General features: G+C 57.6%; 17 protein-coding genes, 1 other RNA gene and 1 pseudogene. 11 read left to right on the forward strand and 8 right to left on the reverse strand.

Translation table 11 applies throughout. The annotated features are described in order from the left end of the window. Positions 1–14: 14 nt before the first annotated feature. Entirely contained in the window at positions 15–581 is a 567-nt protein-coding gene (gene grpE / locus VNV36_RS19650; RefSeq protein ID WP_325719650.1) for a nucleotide exchange factor GrpE, read from the reverse strand. A 240-nt stretch (positions 582–821) separates the two neighbouring features. Here grpE and recN point away from each other — a divergent pair, with 240 nt between their 5' ends. Continuing rightward, entirely contained in the window at positions 822–2,495 is a 1,674-nt protein-coding gene (gene recN, locus VNV36_RS19655) for a DNA repair protein RecN (RefSeq protein ID WP_325719652.1), read from the forward strand. A gap of 76 nt (positions 2,496–2,571) precedes the next feature. Here the strand turns inward: recN and fur are convergent, their stop codons facing one another. Beyond that, a complete protein-coding gene (gene fur, locus VNV36_RS19660) occupies positions 2,572–2,976 on the reverse strand; it encodes a ferric iron uptake transcriptional regulator (protein ID WP_016771770.1) in 405 nt (134 codons plus the stop codon). Positions 2,977–3,073: 97 nt separating this feature from the next. On the opposite strand from fur, the gene VNV36_RS19665 reads away from it, so the two are divergent. After that, positions 3,074–3,601 carry an outer membrane protein assembly factor BamE gene (locus tag VNV36_RS19665; protein WP_325719653.1) on the forward strand — a complete coding sequence of 176 codons (528 nt, stop codon included), beginning with the start codon at positions 3,074–3,076 and terminating at the stop codon, positions 3,599–3,601. Between the two features lie 61 nt (positions 3,602–3,662). Here the strand turns inward: VNV36_RS19665 and VNV36_RS19670 are convergent, their stop codons facing one another. From VNV36_RS19670 to VNV36_RS19680, 3 genes are read right to left on the reverse strand one after another with little or no spacing between them, the layout of a single operon-like run. Then, entirely contained in the window at positions 3,663–4,007 is a 345-nt protein-coding gene (locus VNV36_RS19670) for an RnfH family protein (RefSeq protein ID WP_325719655.1), read from the reverse strand. Next, positions 3,970–4,404: a type II toxin-antitoxin system RatA family toxin gene (locus VNV36_RS19675; protein WP_325719657.1), complete on the reverse strand. Its 435-nt coding sequence runs from the start codon at positions 4,402–4,404 to the stop codon at positions 3,970–3,972. Before VNV36_RS19675 ends, VNV36_RS19670 begins: the two co-directional genes overlap by 38 nt. A 7-nt stretch (positions 4,405–4,411) precedes the next feature. Continuing rightward, a complete protein-coding gene (locus tag VNV36_RS19680; RefSeq protein ID WP_325719659.1) occupies positions 4,412–5,815 on the reverse strand; it encodes a sodium-dependent transporter in 1,404 nt (467 codons plus the stop codon). Positions 5,816–5,934: 119 nt separating this feature from the next. On the opposite strand from VNV36_RS19680, the gene smpB reads away from it, so the two are divergent. Further along, positions 5,935–6,417, forward strand: coding sequence for an SsrA-binding protein SmpB (gene smpB / locus VNV36_RS19685; protein ID WP_007953781.1), 483 nt, complete (start codon positions 5,935–5,937; stop codon positions 6,415–6,417). A gap of 117 nt (positions 6,418–6,534) precedes the next feature. On the opposite strand, the gene VNV36_RS19690 is transcribed toward smpB, so the two are convergent. After that, complete coding sequence (locus VNV36_RS19690) at positions 6,535–7,302, reverse strand: FCD domain-containing protein (protein WP_325719661.1); 768 nt, start codon at positions 7,300–7,302, stop codon at positions 6,535–6,537. 263 nt (positions 7,303–7,565) lie between these two features. Between VNV36_RS19690 and VNV36_RS19695 the strand changes: the two genes are divergently transcribed. From VNV36_RS19695 to ssrA, 7 genes are all read left to right on the forward strand, one after another. Then, positions 7,566–9,260: a lactate permease LctP family transporter gene (locus tag VNV36_RS19695; RefSeq protein ID WP_325719663.1), complete on the forward strand. Its 1,695-nt coding sequence runs from the start codon at positions 7,566–7,568 to the stop codon at positions 9,258–9,260. A gap of 149 nt (positions 9,261–9,409) precedes the next feature. Then, a complete protein-coding gene (locus tag VNV36_RS19700) occupies positions 9,410–10,234 on the forward strand; it encodes a (Fe-S)-binding protein (RefSeq protein WP_325719665.1) in 825 nt (274 codons plus the stop codon). Next, positions 10,231–11,688 carry a LutB/LldF family L-lactate oxidation iron-sulfur protein gene (locus VNV36_RS19705; protein ID WP_325719667.1) on the forward strand — a complete coding sequence of 486 codons (1,458 nt, stop codon included), beginning with the start codon at positions 10,231–10,233 and terminating at the stop codon, positions 11,686–11,688. The genes VNV36_RS19700 and VNV36_RS19705 overlap by 4 nt, the downstream gene beginning before the upstream one ends. Beyond that, positions 11,685–12,356 carry a LutC/YkgG family protein gene (locus VNV36_RS19710; RefSeq protein ID WP_325719669.1) on the forward strand — a complete coding sequence of 224 codons (672 nt, stop codon included), beginning with the start codon at positions 11,685–11,687 and terminating at the stop codon, positions 12,354–12,356. Before VNV36_RS19705 ends, VNV36_RS19710 begins: the two co-directional genes overlap by 4 nt. Then, complete coding sequence (locus tag VNV36_RS19715; RefSeq protein ID WP_325719671.1) at positions 12,353–15,163, forward strand: FAD-binding and (Fe-S)-binding domain-containing protein; 2,811 nt, start codon at positions 12,353–12,355, stop codon at positions 15,161–15,163. The genes VNV36_RS19710 and VNV36_RS19715 overlap by 4 nt, the downstream gene beginning before the upstream one ends. A gap of 129 nt (positions 15,164–15,292) precedes the next feature. Continuing rightward, on the forward strand, positions 15,293–15,571 hold the full coding sequence (locus tag VNV36_RS19720; RefSeq protein WP_325719673.1) for a hypothetical protein: 279 nt from the start codon (positions 15,293–15,295) through the stop codon (positions 15,569–15,571). A gap of 98 nt (positions 15,572–15,669) precedes the next feature. After that, positions 15,670–16,058, forward strand: a transfer-messenger RNA (tmRNA) gene (ssrA, locus tag VNV36_RS19725). Positions 16,059–16,627: 569 nt separating this feature from the next. Here the strand turns inward: ssrA and VNV36_RS19730 are convergent. Next, positions 16,628–17,539 carry a restriction endonuclease gene (locus tag VNV36_RS19730; protein WP_123418249.1) on the reverse strand — a complete coding sequence of 304 codons (912 nt, stop codon included), beginning with the start codon at positions 17,537–17,539 and terminating at the stop codon, positions 16,628–16,630. A gap of 26 nt (positions 17,540–17,565) precedes the next feature. Continuing rightward, positions 17,566–17,877, reverse strand: a pseudogene (locus VNV36_RS19735) (hypothetical protein); the annotation flags it as partial. A 507-nt stretch (positions 17,878–18,384) separates the two neighbouring features. Between VNV36_RS19735 and VNV36_RS19740 the strand changes: the two are divergent. After that, complete coding sequence (locus VNV36_RS19740) at positions 18,385–23,277, forward strand: DEAD/DEAH box helicase (protein ID WP_325719677.1); 4,893 nt, start codon at positions 18,385–18,387, stop codon at positions 23,275–23,277. The last annotated feature ends 480 nt before the right edge of the window (positions 23,278–23,757 follow it).

Genomic DNA, 23,757 nt, shown 5'->3' on the forward strand with positions numbered 1-23,757 from the left:
CCTTGCGGCTAATTTCAAGCCTGCTCGTCAATCGAAGGCGAAACCGGCGCCGGCGCCTTGCTGACCACGACCATTGCCGGGCGCAGCAGGCGACCATTGAGCTGGTAGCCCTTCTGGAAAACCTTCAATACGCTGTTCGGCTCGACGTCGGCACTTTCCTGCATGGCCATCGCCTGATGGTGAACGGCGTTGAACGGTTCGCCATGCGGATCGATCGCTTCAAGCTGATAACGCTTGAGGGTGTCGTGGAACATTTTCAGGGTCAGCTCGATACCTTCGCGCATCGGACGGATGCTTTCGTCGTCCGGGCTCGACAGCTCGAGACCGCGCTCCAGACTGTCGACGATCGGCAGCAAGTCGCTGGCAAATTTTTCCAGGGCAAACTTGTGCGCCTTCTCGACGTCCTGCTCGGCACGGCGGCGAACGTTCTGCAGATCGGCAGCAACACGCAGAGACTGATCCTGCGCGGCGGCCAATTGCTCTTCGAGCACTTGCACACGGGTCGCCAGGTCGTCACCCGAAGCTTCGGGCGCCTGATTGGCTTCTGGGTTTTGCGTATCTACTGTCTGTTCGTCAGCCATAGAATTCTCCTTTCAATTTCGTCCGCGAGCCTGACTCGCGCTTCTGCCCCGATATATGGGGCCGCAAAATCAGGCTTCAAGGGCTTCATTGCATTGTCCCTACAAAAAAGTGCTGATTATTCATTCTCGAATGCGCTAAGAAAACTTCTTTATCAAGCAAATCGAGCTAAGCATTGGCATTGTCACGCCAGAACAAAACACTGTATAAATAACCAGACCTCAAGCTTGGGAGCGGCCTTTATGCTGGTGCACCTGTCCGTACACAACTACGCCATCGTTGAACATCTCGATCTCGAACTCGATCGCGGGATGAGCGTGATCACAGGGGAAACCGGCGCTGGCAAGTCGATCATGCTCGACGCCTTGGGCCTGACACTGGGTGATCGCGCCGACAGCGGCGTGGTCCGCCCGGGCGCTGACAAGGCCGATATTCTCGCCACGTTCGATCTCGCAGACATCCCCGAAGCCAGCGCATGGTTGGCCGAGCGCGACCTGGAAAACGATGGCCCATGCATCCTGCGCCGCGTCATCACTTCGGAAGGTCGTTCTCGCGGCTATATCAATGGCACGCCCTGCCCGCTTGGCGACCTCAAAGCCCTCGGCGAATTGCTGATCGATATCCACAGCCAGCACGAACATCAGTCGCTGTTGAAAACCGACACCCATCGCCGCCTGCTCGACGAATACGCCGGTGCCACCGATCTGGCGCGCCAGGTACAACTGGCTGCACAGCGCTGGCGTCAGACCCGCCAGGAGCTGGAGCGTCTTTCCAATTCCGGCGACGAACAACGCGCACGCCACCAACTGCTCAGTTATCAGCTCGAAGAACTGGAAAACCTCGGCCTCGGCGAAAACGAACTGGAACAGCTGGAGCAGGAACACAAAAACCTGACCAATGCCGAAACCTTGTTGGGCATTTGCCGACAAGTTGTCGAGCAGTGCAGCGAAAGCGATTCAGGCAATGTGCTGAATGCGCTGACTGCCAGCCTCAATCGTCTGTCCAGCGTGAACAACTCGGTTGGCGCCTTGAGTGAAGCCAGCAGTTTGCTGACCAGCGCGCAGATTCAGGTAGAAGAAGCGGTTGGCGAACTCAATCGCTTTCTCGACAACTTCGATGCAGATCCGGCTCGCCTGCAATATCTGGAAGAGCGCCTCGACGCGATCTACACCCTGGCGCGCAAACACCGGATTCAGCCGACCGAAGTTGGCGAGATGCAACAGAAACTGCTGGATGAAATCGAAACCCTCAACGCCAATGACGAATCCATCGAGCGACTGGGCGAAGAGCTGGCGTCCTACGCTCGCCACTATCAAGAGAAAGCCCGCGAGCTGAGCGACCTTCGTCATCAGGCCGCCGGCAGCCTCGCCAGTGCGGTAGAGCAGGAAATACAGCGTCTGGGCATGCCTGGCGGTCGTTTCACCATCGAACTGAAAGCCAACAGCAGCGACGAGTTGCTGCCGAACGGGCTGGAGCAGGTCGAATTGCTGGTCAGCGCCAACCCCGGCCAACCGCTCAAGGCACTGGCCAAAGTTGCATCGGGCGGTGAGCTGTCGCGGATCAGTCTGGCGATCCAGGTGATTACCGCGCAGACCTCCCGTGTCCCGACGCTGGTATTCGACGAAGTGGATGTGGGTATCGGCGGGCCGACTGCAGAAATTGTCGGCCAGCTACTGCGCCGTCTCGGTGATCGCGGCCAGGTCTTGACCGTGACCCACTTGCCGCAAGTGGCAGCGCAGGGCCATCAGCATCTGTTTGTGCACAAGGTTCGCGATGAAAAGGCTACACACACTGCGGTCGCGAAATTGAGCAAGAACGAACGCATCGAAGAAGTCGCGCGCATGCTCGGCGGCATCGACCTGACCAAAGAGTCTCTGGCTCACGCGAAAAAAATGGTGGTGACCGCCAAGGCCTGACCAAGAGTAGAAAGCACGAAGGCGACCCTGGGGTCGCCTTCGTTCGTTTCGCGAATGTGAAATTCGCGCGACATGCTTACTTTTTCTTGCGTACGTACAGTACGAGATTGTGATCAACCATTTCGAAGCCGTGCTTCTCAACGATCGATTTCTGAAGCTTTTCGATTTCTTCGTCGAAGAATTCAATGACTTCACCCGACTCCACGTTGACCATGTGGTCGTGGTGGCCACCGTCAGCCAGTTCGAATACCGCGTGGCCGCCGTCGAAATTGTGGCGGACCACGAGGCCGGCCGCTTCGAACTGGGTCAGTACACGGTAAACCGTGGCCAGACCGACGTCCTCGCCAGCTTCCATCAACGCCTTGTAGACGTCCTCGGCACTCATGTGGCGCTGCTCGGTGGAGTCGAGCATTTGCAGGATCTTGACCCGTGGCAGGGTCACTTTGAGGCCGGCTTTGCGTAGTTCGCTATTTTCAACCATGGTCAGCTTTCTCGCGATGCTGCTTCGCAGCTTCTCTTAATGCGGGTATGATCGGCGTTTACGTTGTCCCAGCCAAGATAGTGGAAGTCGCCCACCGATGCAAAACACCAAGCTCTTGCTAACCAGTTTCACCTTTGTGGGACTGCTCGCACTCGCCGGTTGTTCATTCCCCGGGGTTTACAAAATCGACATCCAGCAGGGCAATGTCGTCACGCAGGACATGATAGACCAGTTACGCCCGGGAATGACCCGGCCGCAAGTACGGTTTATCATGGGCAACCCTCTGCTTGCCGACACGTTCCATGCCGATCGCTGGGATTATCTGTACAGCCTGCAACCGGGTGGCGGTGAACGCCAGCAGGAACGAATCAGCGTTATCTTCAATTCCAACGACCAGCTTGTCAGCCTGTCCGGTGATTTCATGCCGGGTGTGAGCCGTGACGAGGCCATTCTCGGCAAGGACAGCGGCACGACCGTGACCGCGCCAGCTGAAAACGCCGAGAAGCCGGAAACCGAAAAACCGGCCAAGCCAGGCTCCTTGTTGGATCAGATCCAGAAGGACGTCGATGGTGTGGAAACCGTACCGGTTCCGACACCAGAGCCGCTGGATACTTCGCCGCAGTAATGGGCGAAGCAATAAAAAACCCGGAGATTCCGGGTTTTTTATTGCCTGCCGCTTGGCTCGATCAGGAATTGCGCGCCTTGGCCTCGGCAGCCTTGGCCGCGCGCAGGCGTCGAACCTCTTTGGGATCAGCCAGCAGCGGCCGGTAAACTTCGATACGATCGCCGGCCTGAACAGCACGCACATCCGCGTCAGCCACGACTTTGCCAAAGATCCCCAGCGGGCACTCTGCCAGATTCAACTCAGGAAATTCGGCGGCGATTGCCGATGCCTGCACTGCCGCACGGACCGTGACGCCCTCGGCCACGCTGATCTTTCGCAACACCTGCCGATCAGCCGCCGCATACACAACTTCTATTTCGATCACCGGCTCAACCGTGCATTTGCTTGGCGCGCTGGCAGAAAGCATCCACCAGCTGATTGGCCGCCTGGTTGAACAAAGGGCCCAACGTAGCGCGTACCAGCGGCCCTGCGTAATCGAATGACAGATCCAGACTGATCTTGCAGGCCTTCTCGTTCAGCGCCTTGAATACCCACACGCCGTGCAACTGAGTGAACGGGCCTTCTTCAAGGTTCATCTCGATCGACTGCCCAGGCACCAAGGTATTGCGCGTGACGAAATGCTGGCTGAGGCCGCCCTTAGCCACGCCCACACTGGCGCGCATATGCTCCGGCGAGCTTTCCAGCACCTCAGCCGACGAGCACCACGGCAGAAACTCCGGATAACGCGCAACGTCGTTGACCAGGTCATAGAGAAACTGTGCCGGGTACGGCAGGAGCGCGGATCGTTGGATATGTGTCGTCATGTAAGCGTTACTTCCAGAGCTGAGCGGCAAAGACTACAAGAATGCCGATAGGCGCCACGTAGCGCATCAAGAACAGGGACAGGGCAAACAGAACCGGGTTACGGATGGACAATTCATCCCGCACCGCTTCACGCCCCATCACCCATCCCGCGAACAGCACGAAACACAAGCCACCGAGGGGCAACATGATCCGCGAGGTGAAAAAATCGATCACGCCGAAGAAGTCGAGACCGCTCTGCGCACCCCATTGGTAGAGGCTGAACACCCCGCCTTCGTTCACGAAAAACTTGGCTTGCTTCCAGATATTGAAGGAGAACACCGTGCCCAGACCGACAAACCAGCAGGTGAACGCCAGCCAGAAAGTCACCCAGGCGCGGCTGATTTTGGTGCGCTCAACCAGGTAAGCCACCATCGGTTCGAGCAGGGAAATCGCCGAGCTCCAGGCCGCGACCGCGACCAGCACGAAGAACACCACGCCCATCAACTGGCCGAGAAATACATTACCAAAAGCAAATGGCAGGCTGACGAACATCAGGCCCGGGCCTTCGCTCGGGTTCAGGCCAGCGGCAAATACAATCGGAAACAACGCCAGACCGGCCACCAACGATACGAAGGTATCCAGCAAAGCAACGCCGACCACGGTGCCCGACAGCGAGGTGTTCTTCGGCATGTAGGCGCCGTAGATCATGATCGAACCAACGCCGACGCTCAGCGAGAAGAATGCATGCCCCATCGCTGGCAGCAAGCCGTCGAGGACTTTTTCCGGGTGGAAGTCGAACATGAAATGCACGCCCTCCATGAAATGCCCGGTGGTCATGCTGTAACCCAGCAGCACCAATACCATCACAAACAGCAACGGCATCATGATTCGCAGACTGCGCTCGAGCCCGGCGACCACGCCTTTGGCGATCACGTACGCCGACAGCAGCATGAAAATCGTGTGCCAAAGTGTCAGGCGCCATGGATTGGAGATGACATTGCCGAAATAGGCGCCGACCTGATCGGCCGTCGCGCCCTGAAAGTCTCCGCGCCCCATGTCGACGATGTAATCCAGCGACCAGCCGCCGACCACACTGTAGAAAGACAGAATCAGCAGGGCCGTGATCATCCCGGCAAACGCGCCCCACGACCATTTGGCCGAGTGCCCCGCCTCCAGCGCCAGCACCTTCAAGGCGTTCGCCGGACTTTGTCGGGCGCGCCGGCCGATCAGGGTTTCCGCGAGCATGACCGGTACACCGATGAGCGCGATGCACGCCAGAAACATCAGCACGAAGGCGCCGCCACCGTAGACCCCGACCATATAGGGGAACTTCCAGATACTACCCAGTCCCACGGCCGAACCGGTCGCGGCGAGTATGAATACCCAGCGGCTAGCCCAACTGCCGTGGACAGAAACCTTGTCTGTCGACATCGTTTATCACGCCCAAGCGTTAGAAAAAGAGGCCGCATTGTCCGGGATTCACTCAACGTGCTCAAGCACGCAGCAACACCGTAGCCGACAGCCGAACAACTCCATATAATGCCGCCCCTATGGCTAAACAGAAGAAACACCCAACAGGGACCATCGCGCAGAACAAAAAGGCGCGACACGATTACTTCATCGAGCACAAGTTCGAGGCTGGTCTGGTCCTGGCCGGCTGGGAAGTAAAAAGTCTGCGGGCGAGCAAGCTGCAGCTGGTTGACAGCTATGTGCTGCTCAAGGACGGCGAAGCATGGTTGCTCGGCAGCCACATCACGCCGTTGATGACCGCAAGCACTCACGTCATCGCCGACCCGGTGCGCACGCGCAAACTGCTGCTCAACCGCCGCGAGCTGGACAAGCTCGCCGCCGCCGTGCAGCAAAAGGGTTACGCCTGCGTCTGCCTGTCCTGGTACTGGAGCAAGCACATGGTCAAGTGCGAGATCGCTCTGGGCAAGGGCAAGAAGGAATACGACAAGCGTGACACCGAGCGCGAGCGCGATGCCGGTCGTGAATTGCAGCGTGCGGTGCGCAATAAGGGCAAGGAAGACTGATCTTTCCCCTTTAGCGCCAATTCGCGAGCAGGCTCGCTCCCACATCAGGAATGCATTTCCATGTGGGAGCGAGCCTGCTCGCGAAAGCTATTTCAGCATCAACACAAACGCGCCTGATCACATCCCCTTGCGCCGCTCCGCCCGAGCCATGCGCTGCACTTCCTGACGCACCTCTTCCAGCACTTCCTGCACATACAAAATATGTCGGCTGGACACTTCCCGCGCCTGCTCGGCACGCCCTTCGATAATCGCCAGATACAATTCCCTATGCTGCGAGATCAGCATGTCGCGGGTTTCCGTACGCTGTTTGTACATGCCGCCAATGTTGGTCACGACGTTGCGCTTGAGCAGATCGAACAGCCCTCGAATGGTGTGCAGCAACACCGCATTGTGGCTGGCCTCGGCAATCGCCAGATGAAACTTCGCATCCGCCGCGCCCTCTTCCGCCCGGCTGACTTCTTCATGACGCGAGTAGCAATCCTGCAGCTCTTCGAACGCGGCCGTCAGGCGCTCACGATCGACATCGGTGGCGCGCAAAGCGGCGTAGTAGGCGCACGATGCCTCCAGGGTGTGGCGGAATTCGAGCAAATCACGCTGCGCTTCAGGATTGCTCTCAAGCAACTGCAACAGCGGATCGCTGAACGTCGAACCAAGCCCCTCCACTACATAATTGCCGCCGCCCTGACGACTGACCAGCAAGCCTTTGGCCGCGAGTTTCTGAATCGCCTCGCGCAGCGACGGGCGTGATACGCCAAATTGTTCGGCCAGGGTGCGCTCAGCCGGCAGCCGCTCGCCCGACTTCAGCGTGCCCTCAAGGATCATCCCTTCGAGGCGCTGGACAATATCGTCAGACAAACGGCGCTGACGTATCTGATCAAAGCCCATAACTCATTTCTCCACAATCCCGACCGCTCGCCGGGCTGTCTATTCTGGCCTATCCGCGCGCTGCCCACACCTGCCAGACGCCAGTACGCCAAACCGGATCAGTTGCCCTCTGCACCGCACCTTCGACAAAAGTTTCAGGGCGGCAAATTGACACACCCACACCAAGGCTTTTACCCTAGCCAACAGCGCTTGTAAATTGGTCTGACCAATTATCCAAGATTGCTCACAGTGCCTGACCAACAACAATTAGGGGCCACCCCACTATGCAAACCTGGCAACAGCTCTACAGCCCGCTCGGCAGTCTCGGCGTCTCCGCACTCGCGGCCGTCATTCCCATCGTGTTCTTCTTTCTCGCGCTGGCGGTGTTCCGCCTCAAAGGCCATGTGGCCGGCACCATCACTCTCGCGCTTTCGATTGCCGTGGCGATTTTCGCCTTCCAGATGCCAGTGGACATGGCCTTCGCCGCCGCTGGTTATGGCTTCGCTTATGGTCTGTGGCCGATTGCCTGGATCATTGTCGCGGCGGTATTCCTCTACAAGCTGACGGTGAAGAGCGGTCAGTTCGAGGTCATCCGCAGCTCGGTCCTGTCGATCACCGATGACCAGCGCTTGCAGGTGTTGTTGATCGGTTTCTGCTTCGGCGCATTTCTGGAAGGTGCCGCCGGTTTCGGCGCGCCGGTGGCGATTACTGCCGCACTCCTTGTAGGACTGGGCTTCAACCCGCTGTACGCTGCGGGCCTGTGCCTGATCGCCAATACCGCGCCGGTAGCGTTCGGCGCCTTGGGGATTCCGATCATTGTTGCGGGTCAGGTCACTGGCATCGACGCTTTCAAGATCGGCGCCATGACCGGTCGGCAACTGCCGCTGCTGTCGCTGTTCGTGCCGTTCTGGCTGGTGTTCATGATGGACGGCCTGCGCGGCGTGCGGGAAACCTGGCCGGCCGCGCTGGTTGCGGGTTTGAGTTTCGCCATTACCCAGTATTTCACTTCCAACTTCATCGGCCCGGAACTGCCGGACATCACCTCGGCACTCGCCAGCCTGATTGCCCTGACCCTGTTCCTCAAGGTCTGGCAACCACGCCGCGTCGCCGGTCAGCACATCGTCGGCGCGGTGTCCGCCTCGGTGGTCAGCGCCAGCGCTGGCGGTTTCGGCCAGAAGCGTACCACCGTGGCTTCGCCCTACAGCCTCGGGGAAATTTTCAAAGCCTGGTCGCCGTTCCTGATCCTCACCGTACTGGTGACGATCTGGACGCTGAAGCCTTTCAAAGCGATGTTCGCCGCCGGCGGTTCGATGTACAGCTGGGTGTTCAACTTCGCCATTCCGCACCTTGATCAACTGGTGATCAAGACTGCACCGATCGTGGCCAACCCGACCGCCATTCCTGCGGTGTTCAAACTCGACCCGATTTCTGCCACCGGCACGGCGATTTTCTTCTCCGCGCTGATCTCGATGCTGGTGCTGAAGATCGATTTCAAAACTGGTCTGACCACTTTGAAAGAGACCTTCTACGAACTGCGCTGGCCGATCCTGTCGATCGGCATGGTGCTGGCATTTGCCTTCGTCACCAACTACTCCGGCATGTCCTCGACCATGGCTCTGGTGTTGGCCGGCACCGGCGCGGCGTTCCCGTTCTTTTCGCCGTTCCTCGGTTGGCTGGGCGTGTTCCTCACCGGTTCCGATACTTCGTCGAACGCGCTGTTCAGTTCGTTGCAAGCGACCACCGCACACCAGATCGGCGTCAATGACACCCTATTGGTGGCGGCCAATACCAGCGGCGGCGTGACCGGCAAGATGATCTCGCCGCAATCGATCGCCGTGGCTTGCGCCGCGACCGGTCTGGTCGGCAAGGAATCGGATCTGTTCCGCTTCACCCTCAAGCACAGCCTATTCTTTGCAACGATTGTCGGTTTGATCACCCTGGCTCAGGCCTACTGGTTCACCGGCATGCTGGTGCACTAAGACTACAAGAAGCATGGAAATAACCGACGCCGGCCCGTGATCCGGCGTCAGCAATTCACCACCGGTTCTGTAAGGCTGCTGAAAGCAACGCGCTTTATATTCGGCAGCCGCAGCAGACGGATAACCGGGCCCACCCGGAGACACGCCTGATGAGCGAGCTTTTTTACAACGCTGTGCCGAACGCGACCCGCGTGGCACCGCCACTGCGCGAACCTCGGCAATACCCCAGCGAAAAACCGTCGCGAGTCTACCTGTTCGGCACCTGTGTGGTCGATCTGTTCTACCCCGAAGCCGGAATGGACGCGATTCACTTGCTGGAGCGCGAAGGGATCCGGGTCGAGTATCCGCAAGGGCAGAGTTGCTGCGGTCAACCTGCCTACACCTCGGGTTATACCGAGCAGGCGCGGACGGTAGCGCGCTCGCAACTGGCGCTGTTTGCCGGGGATTTTCCGGTAGTGGTGCCATCAGGTTCCTGCGCCGGCATGCTGCGCGAGCATTACGCCGACTTGTTCAAGGACGAGCCGGAAACGTTGAAACAGGTGCAGGCCCTTGCGGCTCGCACTTATGAACTGGCCGAGTTTCTGCTGTTCGTCTGCAAGGTGCAGCTCAAGGACAGCGGCGCACCGGTGAAAGTCGCGCTGCACACCTCGTGTTCGGCACGCCGCGAAATGAACACCCACCTGCACGGCCGCGAGCTGTTGGCGCAGTTGAGCAACGTGGAGCGGGTCAATCACGACCACGAAAGCGAATGCTGTGGCTTTGGTGGGACATTCAGCGTCCGTATGCCAGACATTTCCGGCGCGATGGTGGCTGACAAGACCCGTGCGCTGAAGGAATCCGGCGCGCACAAGGTACTGAGTGCCGACTGCGGGTGTTTGATGAACATCAACGGTGCGCTGGAGAAACAGCAGGAAGTGTTGCGCGGCCAACACCTGGCGAGCTTCCTCTGGCAGCGAACCGGAGGTGCGCAATGAGCACCTCGACGATTATTCCTACGGTCGCCGTAGAAGAAGATTTCCGCACCCGGGCACACAATGCCTTGGGTGATCAGCAGCTGCGGAACAACTTCCGCACTGCCATGGATTCACTGATGACCAAGCGGGCAGCGGCTTTCAGCGATGCCCACGAAAGAGAACACCTGCGCGCACTGGGCAATTCGATCAAGGCCCGCGCGCTGTCCAAGTTGCCCGACCTGCTCGAGCAACTGGAACAGAACCTGACCCGCAACGGTGTGACAGTGCACTGGGCGGAAACGGTGGACGAGGCCAATGGCATCGTCCTGTCGATCATCCGCGCTCACGAGGCGCGGCAAGTGATCAAGGGCAAATCGATGGTCAGCGAAGAGATGGAGATGAACCATTTCCTCGAGGCTCGGGACATTGAATGTCTGGAGTCCGACATGGGGGAATACATCGTCCAGCTCGACCACGAAAAGCCTTCACACATCATTATGCCGGCGATCCACAAGAATGCCGGTCAGGTCGCGTCCTTGTTCCACGACAAACTTGGCGTGGAATACACCAAGGACGTTGACCAACTCATTCAGATCGGTCGCAGGGTCCTGCGGCAGAAATTCTTCGAAGCCGACATCGGCGTCTCCGGCGTCAACTTCGCCGTGGCCGAAACCGGCACCCTGCTGCTGGTGGAAAACGAAGGCAACGGGCGCATGACCACCACCGTGCCACCGGTGCATATCGCCGTGACCGGCATCGAAAAAGTCGTGGAAAACCTGCGCGACGTGGTGCCGCTGCTGTCACTGCTGACGCGCTCGGCGCTGGGCATTCCGATCACCACCTACGTCAACATGATCTCCGGCCCGCGCAAGGAACATGAACTCGACGGCCCGCAGGAAGTGCATCTGGTGCTGCTCGACAACGGTCGCAGCCAGGCCTTCGCCGACAGCGAGTTGCGCCAGACTCTCAACTGCATTCGCTGCGGCGCCTGCATGAATCATTGCCCGGTGTACACCCGCGTCGGCGGCCACACCTATGGCGAGGTCTACCCGGGGCCGATCGGCAAAATCATCACGCCGCACATGGTCGGCCTGGCCAAGGTCCCGGATCACCCGAGCGCGTCATCGCTGTGCGGCGCCTGCGGTGAAGTCTGCCCGGTGAAGATTCCGATCCCCGCAATTCTACGCCGCCTGCGCGAAGAGAACGTCAAAGCCCCTGACAGTCCACATCAAGTGATGCGCGGTCAGGGCAGCAAATATTCGCGCAAGGAGCGTTTTATCTGGAACGCCTGGGCCAGGCTCAACAGCTCGCCGAGGCTGTACAGAATCTTTGCTTATTTCGCCACGCGCCTGCGTGCCCTCACACCCAGCAATGTCGGCCCGTGGACGCAAAATCACAGCGCCCCAAAACCGGCCGCGCGTTCGTTGCATGACATGGCCCGCGAGCATCTGGGCAAACAGGGAGAGCGTCGATGAGCGCCAAGCAAAACATCCTCGGCAAACTGCGGAAAAGTCTGACGGGCACCACACCGATTGCCGACGACTTCGACGTCGATCTGGTAACGCAGCCCTACACCTACAGCGCCGAGCAACGCATCCCGCAACTGCGCAAACTGATGGAAGCGGTGCATACCGAAATTCATCTGACGTCTGGCGCTGAGTGGCCTGCGCTGCTTGCGCAACTGCTGCGTGACCGCCAGTTGCCGAGCCTGCTTATCGCACCGACTACACCGCATGGGCAACGCATCACACAGCACTGGGCGAATAATCCCGAGCTGCCAGCACTGAAATCCTACGACCGGCCGATGGAAGAGTGGAAAGCCGAGCTGTTCAACGACACCCCGGCCAGCCTTACCGGCACCCTTGGCGCCATCGCCGCCACCGGCAGCCTGATTATCTGGCCGACCCGTGAAGAGCCACGCTTGATGAGCCTGGTGCCACCGGTGCATTTCGCCCTGCTCAAGGCCAGCGAAATTCGCGATAACTTTTATCAGGTGCAACAGGAATTCGAATGGGCGCAAGGCATGCCGACCAACGCGCTGCTGGTCTCCGGCCCGTCAAAAACCGCCGATATTGAACAGGTGCTGGCGTATGGCGCGCATGGCCCGAAAGATCTTGTGGTGCTGATTCTGGAGGATCAATGAGTCTTCCAGCCGCTTTCCTGCGTGATGCCGAGCAATTGATTCCGGCAGACCGGCGCTTCGACGATCCGCTGTCGACCCTAGCCTTTGGCACCGACGCCAGTTTCTATCGACTGATCCCGAAACTGGTGATCCGCGTAGAATCCGAGGACGAAGTGGTAGCGCTGTTGCAACTGGCCCAACGCGACCACGTGCCGGTGACGTTCCGCGCCGCCGGCACCAGCCTGTCCGGCCAGGCGATCAGCGATTCGGTGCTGATCGTGCTTGGGGATAACTGGAACGCCCGCGAGATTCGCGGCCAGGGCACGCAGATCCGCCTGCAACCGGGCGTGATCGGCGCACAGGCCAACGCCTGGCTGGCACCGTTCGGACGAAAAATCGGCCCGGATCCGGCGTCGATCAACGCCTGCAAGATCGGCGGCATCGTCGCCAATAACGCCAGCGGCATGTGCTGCGGCACTGCGCAAAACACCTACCACACGCTGGCCGGGATTCGCCTGGTGCTGGCCGATGGCACACGACTCGATACCGAAGACCCTGCCAGCGTCGCAGCGTTTCGCTCAAGCCACGGCGAACTGCTCGAACGACTCGCGACATTGGGTCGCGAGACCCGCGCCAATGCCGAACTGGCCGCAAGAATTCGCCATAAATACCGCCTGAAAAATACCACCGGCCTGTCGCTCAATGCCCTGGTGGATTTCGACGACCCTGTGGATATCTTGAGCCACCTGCTGGTCGGCTCCGAGGGCACGCTCGGCTTTATCAGCGCGGTGACCTACGACACCGTCATCGATCACCCGAACAAGGCCTCGGCGCTTATCGTGTTCCCCGATGTGGAAACCTGCTGCAACGCGGTCACCGTGCTGAAAAGCCAACCGGTGTCCGCAGTGGAACTGCTCGACCGACGCAGTCTGCGCTCGGTGCAGGACAAAAGAGGCATGCCCGCTTTCGTACAGCGGCTGTCGGAAAATGCCTGCGCGCTGCTGATCGAATCCCGCGCGGCCTCGTCGACATTGCTGCAGGAACAATTGGCGCAGATCATGGCGTCGCTGCGCGATTTTCCCGTTGAGAAGCAGGTCGACTTCACTGAGGACCCAGTGGAAAACGCCCGACTCTGGGCCATCCGCAAGGACACCTTCCCTGCCGTCGGCGCCGTACGCCAAACCGGCACCACAGTCATCATCGAAGACGTGACCTTTCCGGTCGAACAACTGGCGATCGGCGTCAATCGCCTGATCGAACTGTTCGACAAACATGCCTACGAAGAAGCGATCCTTTTCGGACACGCACTGGAAGGCAATCTGCACTTCGTCTTCACCCAAGGCTTCAACAGCCCGGAAGAAATCGCACGCTACCAAGCATTCATGGACGACGTCGCGCAACTGGTCGCAGTGGAATTCGGCGGCTCGCTGAAGGCCGAACACGGCACCGGGCGCAACATGGCGCCGTTCGTGGAGCTGGAATGGGGCAGCGACGCCTATCAACTGATGTGGCAGCTCAAACGCCTGCTCGACCCCAACGGCATTCTCAATCCGGACGTGGTGCTCAGCGAAGATCCGCAGATTCACCTCAAGCACCTCAAACCGCTGCCAGCGGCCGATGAGATTGTGGATAAGTGCATCGAGTGCGGTTTCTGCGAACCGGTCTGCCCGTCGAAAGGCCTGACCCTGAGCCCGCGCCAGCGCATCGTGATCTGGCGTGATATCCAGGCGAAAAAACGCGCCGGCATCGACACCACCGAACTGGAAAAAGCCTACGACTACCAAGGCATCGACACCTGCGCCGCGACCGGTCTGTGCGCGCAACGCTGCCCTGTAGGCATCAACACCGGAGAGCTGGTGAAAAAGCTCCGTGGCCGAAACGCCACGCACCAGAAAACCGCTGACTGGATTGAAGGAAATTTCGCCAAGACCCTGCAAGGCGCGCGCTTCACTCTGCACGTCGCCAACGGCGCGCGGATGATGCTCGGTGCGCCGCGTCTGGCGAAGTTGTCGGCGACGCTGACGCGCTTGTCCAAAGGCCAGGTGCCGCTATGGACCAACGCCATGCCACAACCGGAAAAAGCCATTCGCTTCAGCCCGAGCGTGTCGGACGAGCGCCCGCGCGTGGTCTATCTGGCGGCCTGCGTGTCGCGGGTCATGGGCCCGGCGGCGGGCGACAAAGAACAGATGTCGTTGTACGAAAAAACCCGTGGCCTGCTGGAAAAGGCCGGTTATCAAGTAGTCTTTCCCGACAATCAGGACAACCTCTGCTGCGGCCAGCCGTTCGCCTCCAAAGGCTACGCCGAACAAGCCGAGCACAAGCGCCAGGAACTGATCAGCGCCCTGCTCCACGCCAGTCGCGGCGGCCTCGATCCGATCTACTGCGATACCAGTCCGTGTACGTTGCGACTGGTTCAGGACCTCGGCGAATCGCGACTGGATCTGTACGATCCGGTGCGCTTCATCCGTACGCATCTGATGGATCGCCTGGAATTCACCCCACAGGACGCGCCGATTGCCGTGCACGTGACCTGCAGCACTCAGCACCTGGGTGAAAGTCAGGCGCTGATCGATCTGGCGCGCAGGTGCAGCAACACCGTGGTGATCCCGGAAGGCATACATTGCTGCGGATTTGCCGGCGATAAAGGCTTCACCACACCGGAGTTGAACAGCCACTCACTGCGTACGCTTAAAGATGCCGTGCAGCACTGCAGCGAGGGGATTTCCACCAGCCGCACCTGTGAGATCGGCCTGACTCAGCACGGTGGAATCGACTACCACGGGCTGGTTTATCTGGTGGATCGGGTGACGAGGGCAAAAGTCGTCTGAAGAAAAATAGAACTCTTGAGCGAGACGGCAATCCACAGAACAGGCCTCGACCAATCGGGGCTTTTCCTCCATTCGGTGGCTCGCGCAGCGGTCAGCGAAGCCTGGATCCCTCAGTTCAAGGAGATACACATGAAGCGTTCTGTACTGTTAGGTCTGTTCGTTACTGCCTCGATGATGGCCTCCACTTCGTTCGCCGCAGACAAGCCTGCCGATCTGTGCGATGCCAATGTTAAAACCATCGAGAACATGAAGGGTCAGCTGTCAGCGAAGCCAGAGCTGAGCCAAAAGGCTGATTCCACTCTGACCAGAGCACATGACCTGAAGAGCAAAGGCCAAATCGACAATTGCGTTGCGGAAACCCAGCAGACAATCCTGGAACTCCAAAAAGCCACCGGCACCAACAACTGATCCATGCTGACGGGCCAACCTGCGGGTTGGCCTCGTCGGCAGATTGACGTACACTGCACACGCTTGTTGCCCGAACAGATTCACCGGGCAATGAGTTCGGGGCCGTTTAGGATTCGACGCCGGTTGCGAAACTCTAGGTGCATGCCGACTTGGTAACAGAAGTCGTAAATCCACTGTTGCAACTACTTATAGTTGCCAATGACGACCAATACGGTGTTGCTCTCGCTGCTTAATTGCAGCTGACAATGCTCCTGGTACCTTCGGGTCCAGCAATCATCAGGGGATGTCTGTAAACCCGAAATGATTGTCATATAGAACAGAATCGCCGTGCAGTACGTTGTGGACGAAGCGGCTAAAACTTACACAACTCGCCCAAAGCACCCTGCCCGTCGGGTCGCTGAGGGTTAACTTAATAGACACGGCTACGCATGTAGTACCGACAGCGGAGTACTGGCGGACGGGGGTTCAAATCCCCCCGGCTCCACCAACTCGATGAAGAAGACGCCTTAGGGCGTCTTTTTTTTGTGCCTGTGATTTGGTGCAATCAAGGAGACGGCCAAGCAACCAACAGCCGATAAGTATTCAGCGGTGACAATAGCGACCAAGCCCGAGCCGAGGAAAAATGACTCGATGAGTTAGGGTTCTAGCTAGCGCGAGAGCTCAATACCTCGAATGACCGTGTTAGCCTTAACCCAACTTTGCCGCAACAGCCTGATGGGTAGTCTCGCCATGATTAACGAACACCCGCATGCATACGACCTCGATTTTTCAGAGATGATGAGAATCAAAAGGCTCTCACGTAACCGGCAGGTGGAGGCTGTCTATGCCGCTAGCCCACAAGCACTAGACTTAGCTTCTGAAAGTGCAAAAGCAATCCTTCGTGGAAAGACTGGCTCAATCGCTCGCCCAAAACGTTTCACTGACATGAGCGATTGTTGAACGTCGGCAAGCCTTCGCTATCAATTGGGATAGGAGCTGTAGCAGGCCACGTTAAGCAGGGCCCTAGCCTTGAAAAATGTCACGCACGTTGACTGCCCCTGCCAGCGACGTTGCAAGTCATTCGCCCGCGAAGTAGTCACTGTCGAGTTGCTTCACTTCGTAAACTTGCTTGATGCTCACGCCCAGGTTGTTTTCTACCATCAGGCGCGCCAGTTCAACACCGTCGATCAATACCACTTTGATATCCAGCCCGAGCGCTGCTGTGCGAGCTCCTTCAGAAAAGTCCGAGGTGGTAATAAACACGCCCTTTCGTGCACGCTGTCGAGTCAGGGCGCCTATAAACTTGTCGATTTCGGGGCGATGAACAGTGTTGGCCCAGCGCTTGGCCTGCAGATAAATCACATCAAGGCCTAGCTTGTCTTCTTTGATGATGCCGTCAATGCCGTCATCATTGGTCGCTTGGGTCGCCTTACCAGCCTCTTTGCGCGAGCCGCCATATCCCATGGCGATCATGAGATCGACGACCAACTGTTCAAAGAAGCTAGGGCTGGCCAGCCTAACTTGCGTCAGCAGCTCATCTGCCAAAGACTGCACCAGTGCCTGATGCGCCTCTGCTAGTTGCTCGTCTGGAGTGGTTTCGGCAACACCAACGTTCAGCACAGCGGGGACATCATCTGCTTGCGCTTTGGCAGTATGGAATTCTGCGAATTCGGGATACTGCTTCAGCCAGCTAACCGTGATGCGCTGCGGGCCATTGGCCAAGGCGTCAAGGCCACGCGGGGTAATTTGCACCATGCCCTTGGTCGGAATGCAAAGCAGCCCAGCTTTATTCAAATAGGTACGAGCCCAGCCCACTCGATTGTTGATCACCGTCTGATAACCGGAAGGCAGGCGCTCCTTGCGTTCGTCCTCGGTCAGCTGAAACTGATCGGCTACACGCTCGCGCAACTCATTTAGCGGCAGCGCCGCACCGTTCTGTACGGTGCTCAAGACAGGGCGCATCACACTTTGAAAATCCGGAATAGCCACTGTTGCTCCTTAATTTACCGCCTGCTTCAGACACCGCCCGTATGAATATCATCGAGGGTAGCTACCGTTTTAAGCATCTTCAAAAATCACTAGCGCAAACGCCAAGCTCTTCGTCTCGTTATCCAACACTTCAAGCGAAAGCTTTTCGTGGTCAGTCATGGCGTCCAGCACAGTGTCGAGAACGCGCTTGGGAAAGAGGCCGCGCATCACTTGATCAATCGAATGATTGTTTACCTGCGCCATCACATCTTACTGACGACTGATGCCCCGCGCGATGTCGGTGAGGAGTTGCAATTGGTCGTCGTTCATTCGGCACCGAAGATATCGTTAAGCGCCTCAGAATCACCCGTATCCTGTAACTCCCCTCAGCCAGCAAGCAATCGCGAATCTGGGCGAGCTGAACCACTAACATTTATAACGCCTTAGCCTCGGCACGCGGAGGCGGCGGCCCACGTCCAGCGACGCCTTACTTAGCGCATCGCGTTGCATGGACTGCAGCGTCGAGCAAATGACGGGGCATGACTTTCGTGCGGCAGCGATAACCGTTGGAGGTGAGGTGCTAGAGCTTCGCTCTTACCTACTGGTTCATCAGCGCTCACCCGGTAAAAAATCGCTTGGAAGTGCCTTTGATCGAACCACCTTCTTGCCGAGATGCCATGAAATGAGGCAAACCTGGGCCGATTATCTGGACTCGATAAAAAACTGAATGCCCGGTCGTGGACTCAACCCGCCCCAAAAGATCACTACAAGCATTAGCCCTTAGCACCATCACTGCCCGAATTGCTAAACTGCGCCGATTTGGCGCCTGTAATGCGCCAGACGCAGTCCAAAAGGAATTCCTACCGATGTCAGCCTTATCAGCTTTGCTGAATACCTACCGCAGCGCTTCTGTCACCGAACGCGAAAAAGGTACTTACTTCGAAGAGCTGATTTGCACCTATCTACGCAACGAAGCCACCTACCGCGACCTTTACGACAACGTATGGACGTATGCGGAGTGGGCGAAGGAACAAAGCCTCAGTGGCAAGGATGCGGGCATTGATTTAGTGGCTCGTACACAGGGCACCGGCGAGTACCACGCCATCCAGTGCAAGCTGTACGCCGAGGACTACAAAGTCCAGAAGAAGGACATAGACAGTTTCTTCACCGCCTCGGGCAAAGCGCCGTTCTCGCACCGCGTCATAGTCGCCACAACCAACAATTGGAGTGAGCACGCCGAGGACGCGCTGCAGGGCCAGCAGCCTCCGGTCAGTAAAATCGACCTGCAAGCCTTGGAAGACAGCCAGATAGACTGGGCCAAGTACCAGCCCAATCAGGCAGTCGCGCTCAAGGCCAAAAAGCAGCTGCGCGAGCACCAGCAAACCGCGTTGAATGCCGTGGCCGCTGGCCTCAAGGACGCCGAACGCGGCAAGCTGATCATGGCATGCGGCACCGGCAAGACCTTCACCAGCCTGAAAATTGCCGAGCAGCAGGCCGGCAAGGGTAAGCGTGTACTGTTCCTGGTGCCTAGTCTGTCGCTGCTATCGCAGACCCTTACCGAATGGACGCAGGAAAGCGCCACCCCGCTCCACAGCTTTGCCGTCTGCTCCGACAGTGACGTAGGCAAGAAGCGAAAAGCAGAGGATGACGCGGTTCAGGTGTTCACCCATGAACTGCGATACCCGGCCACTACCAAGGCAGATCGCCTCGCGGCAGAAATGCTCAAGCGTCACGATGCCGAACACATGAGCGTGGTGTTCTCCACCTATCACTCCATCGATGTGATCAGCCGCGCCCAGGCTGATCATGGCTTGGCCGCTTTCGATCTGGTGATCTGCGACGAAGCGCACCGCACCACGGGTGCCACCTTTGGCGACGATGACGAAAGCAACTTTGTGCGCGTTCATGATGCCGACTACATCCGCGCCACCAAACGTCTGTACATGACCGCCACGCCGCGCATTTACGGTGACAACGCCAAGCTCAAGGCCGAGTCCGGCGAAGTCACCCTGTGCTCCATGGACGACGAAGCGCTCTACGGCAAAGAGCTGTTCGTCATCAACTTCTCCGAGGCCGTTCAGCGGGGCCTGCTCACCGATTACAAGGTGCTGGTACTCACCGTCGAGGAAAGCACCATCAGCCGCCGCCTTCAGGAAATGCTGAAGGACGAGAACAACCAGCTCAAAGTAGACGACGCCGCCAAAATAGTCGGTTGCTGGAAGGCACTGGCCAAGCAGGGATTGGCCGAAAACTTGGTGGGTGATGATCAGCCCATGAGACGCGCTGTAGCTTTCTGCCAGGTCATCTCGCCCAACTACAAGGGCACCAAGCACAAGGTTAGCTCGATCAACATCGCCAGCATGTTCCAGTCGGTGGTGGAAGCTTATCAAGACTCCGAAAATATCGATGAAGACTCACGCATCATCTGCGAAGCCGCACACGTCGATGGCGGCATGAATGCTAGTGCCAAAGAAGCCAAGCTCAACTGGCTCAAAGAAGAACCGCCAGCCAATACCTGCCGCATCCTCAGCAACGTACGCTGCCTGTCTGAAGGTGTGGACGTACCAGCGCTGGACGCCGTTCTCTTCCTCACCCCGCGTAATTCCCAAGTCGACGTGGTGCAATCCGTTGGCAGGGTAATGCGCAACGCACCGGGTAAGAAGCGTGGCTATGTGGTGCTGCCCGTGGTCATTCCGGCCGGCATGGAGCCCCACGAAGCGCTCAATGACAACCAGACCTACAAAGTTGTCTGGCAGGTGCTTCAGGCCCTGCGCTCGCACGACGACAGCTTCGACGCCATGGTCAACAAGCTCGACCTGATCGGCTCTGACCCGCGCAAGATGGAAGTCATCGCCATCACCGACAAGGCCGACAAAAAGACCAAGAAAAACAGCGCAACGAGCAACGGCCAGGCTGGCAAAGGCCAATACGGCATTGGTGAGAAACGCGCTAAGTACGATGTCGAAGGCCAGATGACCCAGCAGGCCGAGCTGGCCTATGAGGTGGGGGAAATAGAGAAGGCCATCTACGCCAAGATCGTCTCCAAGTGCGGCAACCGCCACCACTGGGAAGACTGGGCCAACGATATCGCCAAGATCGCCCGCACCCATATCGACCGTATCCAGGGAATTTTAGAGAACCCTGAATATACCCAGGAGAGAGCGACTTTCGAGGCCTTCGCCGCTGAGCTGCGCGATGATCTCAACGACAGCATCAGCGATGGCGAGATCGTCGAAATGCTTGCTCAGCATCTGGTAACCAAGCCAGTGTTCGATGCATTGTTCGATGAATACAGCTTTGCCAGTCACAACCCCATGTCCAAAGCTATGCAGGGCGTGCTGGACGCGCTTCATGAACATCACCTGGCCAAGGAAGCCGATACCCTAGAGAAGTTCTACGCCAGCGTGCGTCAGCGTGCTGCCGGTATCGACAACGCCCAAGGCAAGCAGAAGATCATTGTCGAGCTGTACGACAAGTTCTTCCGCAACGCCTTCCCCAAAATGACCGAGCGCTTGGGAATTGTTTATACGCCGGTCGAAGTGGTGGACTTCATCCTTCACAGCGTCAACCACCTACTCCAACAGGAGTTCGGCCAGACACTGGGCAGCAAGGGCGTTCACATCATCGATCCCTTCACGGGCACAGGCACTTTCATCACCCGCCTGATCCAATCTGGTCTGATCAAGCCGGAAGAGTTGCCGCACAAATACCGGCACGAGATCCACGCTAACGAGCTGGTACTACTAGCCTACTACATTGCTGCCATTAATATCGAAGCGGCCTACCACGGCGAAGTAATCGACGAGTACGCTCCGTTTGAAGGCATCTGCCTGACCGATACCTTCCAGATGTATGAGAAGGACGATTTGGTAGATGCGCTGTTAGAGGACAACAGCGCCCGGCGTAAGCGGCAGAAGGATTTGGATATACGCGTGATTGTGGGCAATCCGCCGTATTCAGTCGGCCAAGGTGACGCCAACGCTAACAACGCTAATGTCCCTTATCCAAGCTTGGATGAGCGCATTCGAACAACCTATGCTGCTCGTTCAAACGCGAACAACAAGAACGCGCTCTATGACAGCTATATCCGCTCCATTCGCTGGGCCAGTGATCGTATCGGCGATGCCGGCATCATTGGATTCGTTACCAACGCAGGCTTCGTAGAAGCCAATACTGCAGATGGCCTACGCAAGTGCTTGGTGGATGAGTTCTCCAGCCTCTATGTGTTCCACCTACGTGGCAACCAGCGTACCAGTGGCGAAACCTCACGTAAGGAAGGCGGAAAGATTTTTGGTAGTGGTAGCCGTGCCCCAATTGCCATCTCGCTGCTGGTCAAGAACCCCGAAGCGGTAACCCACGGCCAAATCTATTTTCACGATATTGGCGACTATCTCAGCCGCGAAGAAAAGCTGGAGAAGATCGTCAGCTATGCCAGCGTAGCCGGTATTCCAGGTTGGCAGCACGTAGTCCCCGACGAGCATGGGGATTGGTTGAAGCAGCGTGATAGCAGCTTTGATCAGTTTATCGTTCTCGGGGACAAGAAAAGCAATGGCCTCAAGATTTTCGACAACTATTCTGGGGGGGTTCAAACCAATAGGGATGCTTGGGTTTTTAACTACTCAAAAGCATCGCTTATTCACAATGTAAAACGTTTGATCGAAAAGTATAGCTACGAGTTGTCTCGATTTAATGCTACTCATCCAGTATCCGAACGACATACAAGAGACGCTGTGGCTGCCGGTTTCCTTGATAAGGATGCCACGCTTATTAGTTGGTCACGATCACTTCGAACTGACGCTATCAAGAGCAAGCCACTCAACTTTAATGCCGAGCCGATCACGGTTTCTACGTATAGACCATTTACGAAGCAATGGATGTATTTCGACAGACGCTTGAATGAAATGGTCTTGCAGATGCCGAGACTATTCCCGGTTCCGTCTGCGCCGAATTTGATAATCACGTTCAAAGAACGCTGGAACGGTGTTGGCCAGTTTGCGTTGATCACCAACTCTATTTTGGAACAGCAAACAGATGGCGGTGCGCAATGCTTCCCTCTTTATCTCTACGACGAAACCGCCCAGACCGCGAAAGATGATCTCTTTGCTGAACCTGTTGAAGGTGGCCTGCGTCGCCGCGATGCCATCACGGATGCCGGTCTGGCTCACTTTCAAACAGCATATCCCAGCGAGCAGATCAGCAAGGAAGACTTGTTCTACTATGTCTACGGCATCCTTCATTCACCGGACTACCACGAACGTTTTGCTGACAATCTGAGTAAGGATCTACCGCGCATTCCGGCTTTGAAGAAAGCCGCCGATTTCTGGGCTTTCAGCAAGTCTGGCCGCGCCCTGGCTGATCTTCACCTGAACTACGAAACTGTCGAGCCCTACCCGCTCACCATCGAAGCCAAGGGCACGCTCACCAACGCTGATTACCGCGTGGAGAAGATGAAGTTCGCCAAGAAGGGCGACAAAACCACCGTCATCTACAACCATCGCATAACCCTCAAGGGCATCCCTGAGGCGGCATGGGACTATGTGGTCAACGGCAAGGCCGCGCTGGACTGGGTGATGGAGCGCCAAGCCGTGCGCACCGACAAAGCCAGCGGCATCGTCAACGACGCCAACGACTGGGCCGTGGAAACCATGGGTAACCCTAAGTACCCACTGGAGCTGTTCCAGCGCGTGGTCACTGTTAGCCTGGAAACCCAGAAAATCGTCAAGGCGCTGCCCAAACTCGATATCGGCACAGATGAATAGTTGATTCCGATAGAACGCTGAGCATTCAATCAACTACTGCCTTCGTTGGGCCACCCTTTCCTAACCAAGGCAGAGCACCTGCTAATTGCCAGCCCGGAACTCTCATGTTAAAAAGTGTCCGTCCCAAGCGATCCCTATTGATCCGCAACAGTCCGCCACGTCGCCCTGGTAACGACGTTAAAAACGTTCGCCTCGTTCGCATCCGCTGAACGGGCAGCATCAACTGCCATTGGTTGATTTGCGTATCTGGTCAGAACACTCGCAGTCCGTTCTGCCCCTAGAGGCCTTAGTGCCCTAGAACTTCTGTAGCCCACAACGACCTCCGACGCTACCGACCATAAATCTCGGAAACGCGCATATACCTATGCGTGTGGCAAATGCCTGTGCTCACTATATAGCCAGCCGATATCCGTCTTTTACCCTTTTTAGCAGTAGTGCCGTAGGACGCTGCCCACGCTTCAGGGCTTAGGACATAAAACC

Origin of the sequence: Pseudomonas sp. (genome assembly GCF_035554175.1) — a bacterium.
Lineage (GTDB): Bacteria > Pseudomonadota > Gammaproteobacteria > Pseudomonadales > Pseudomonadaceae > Aquipseudomonas.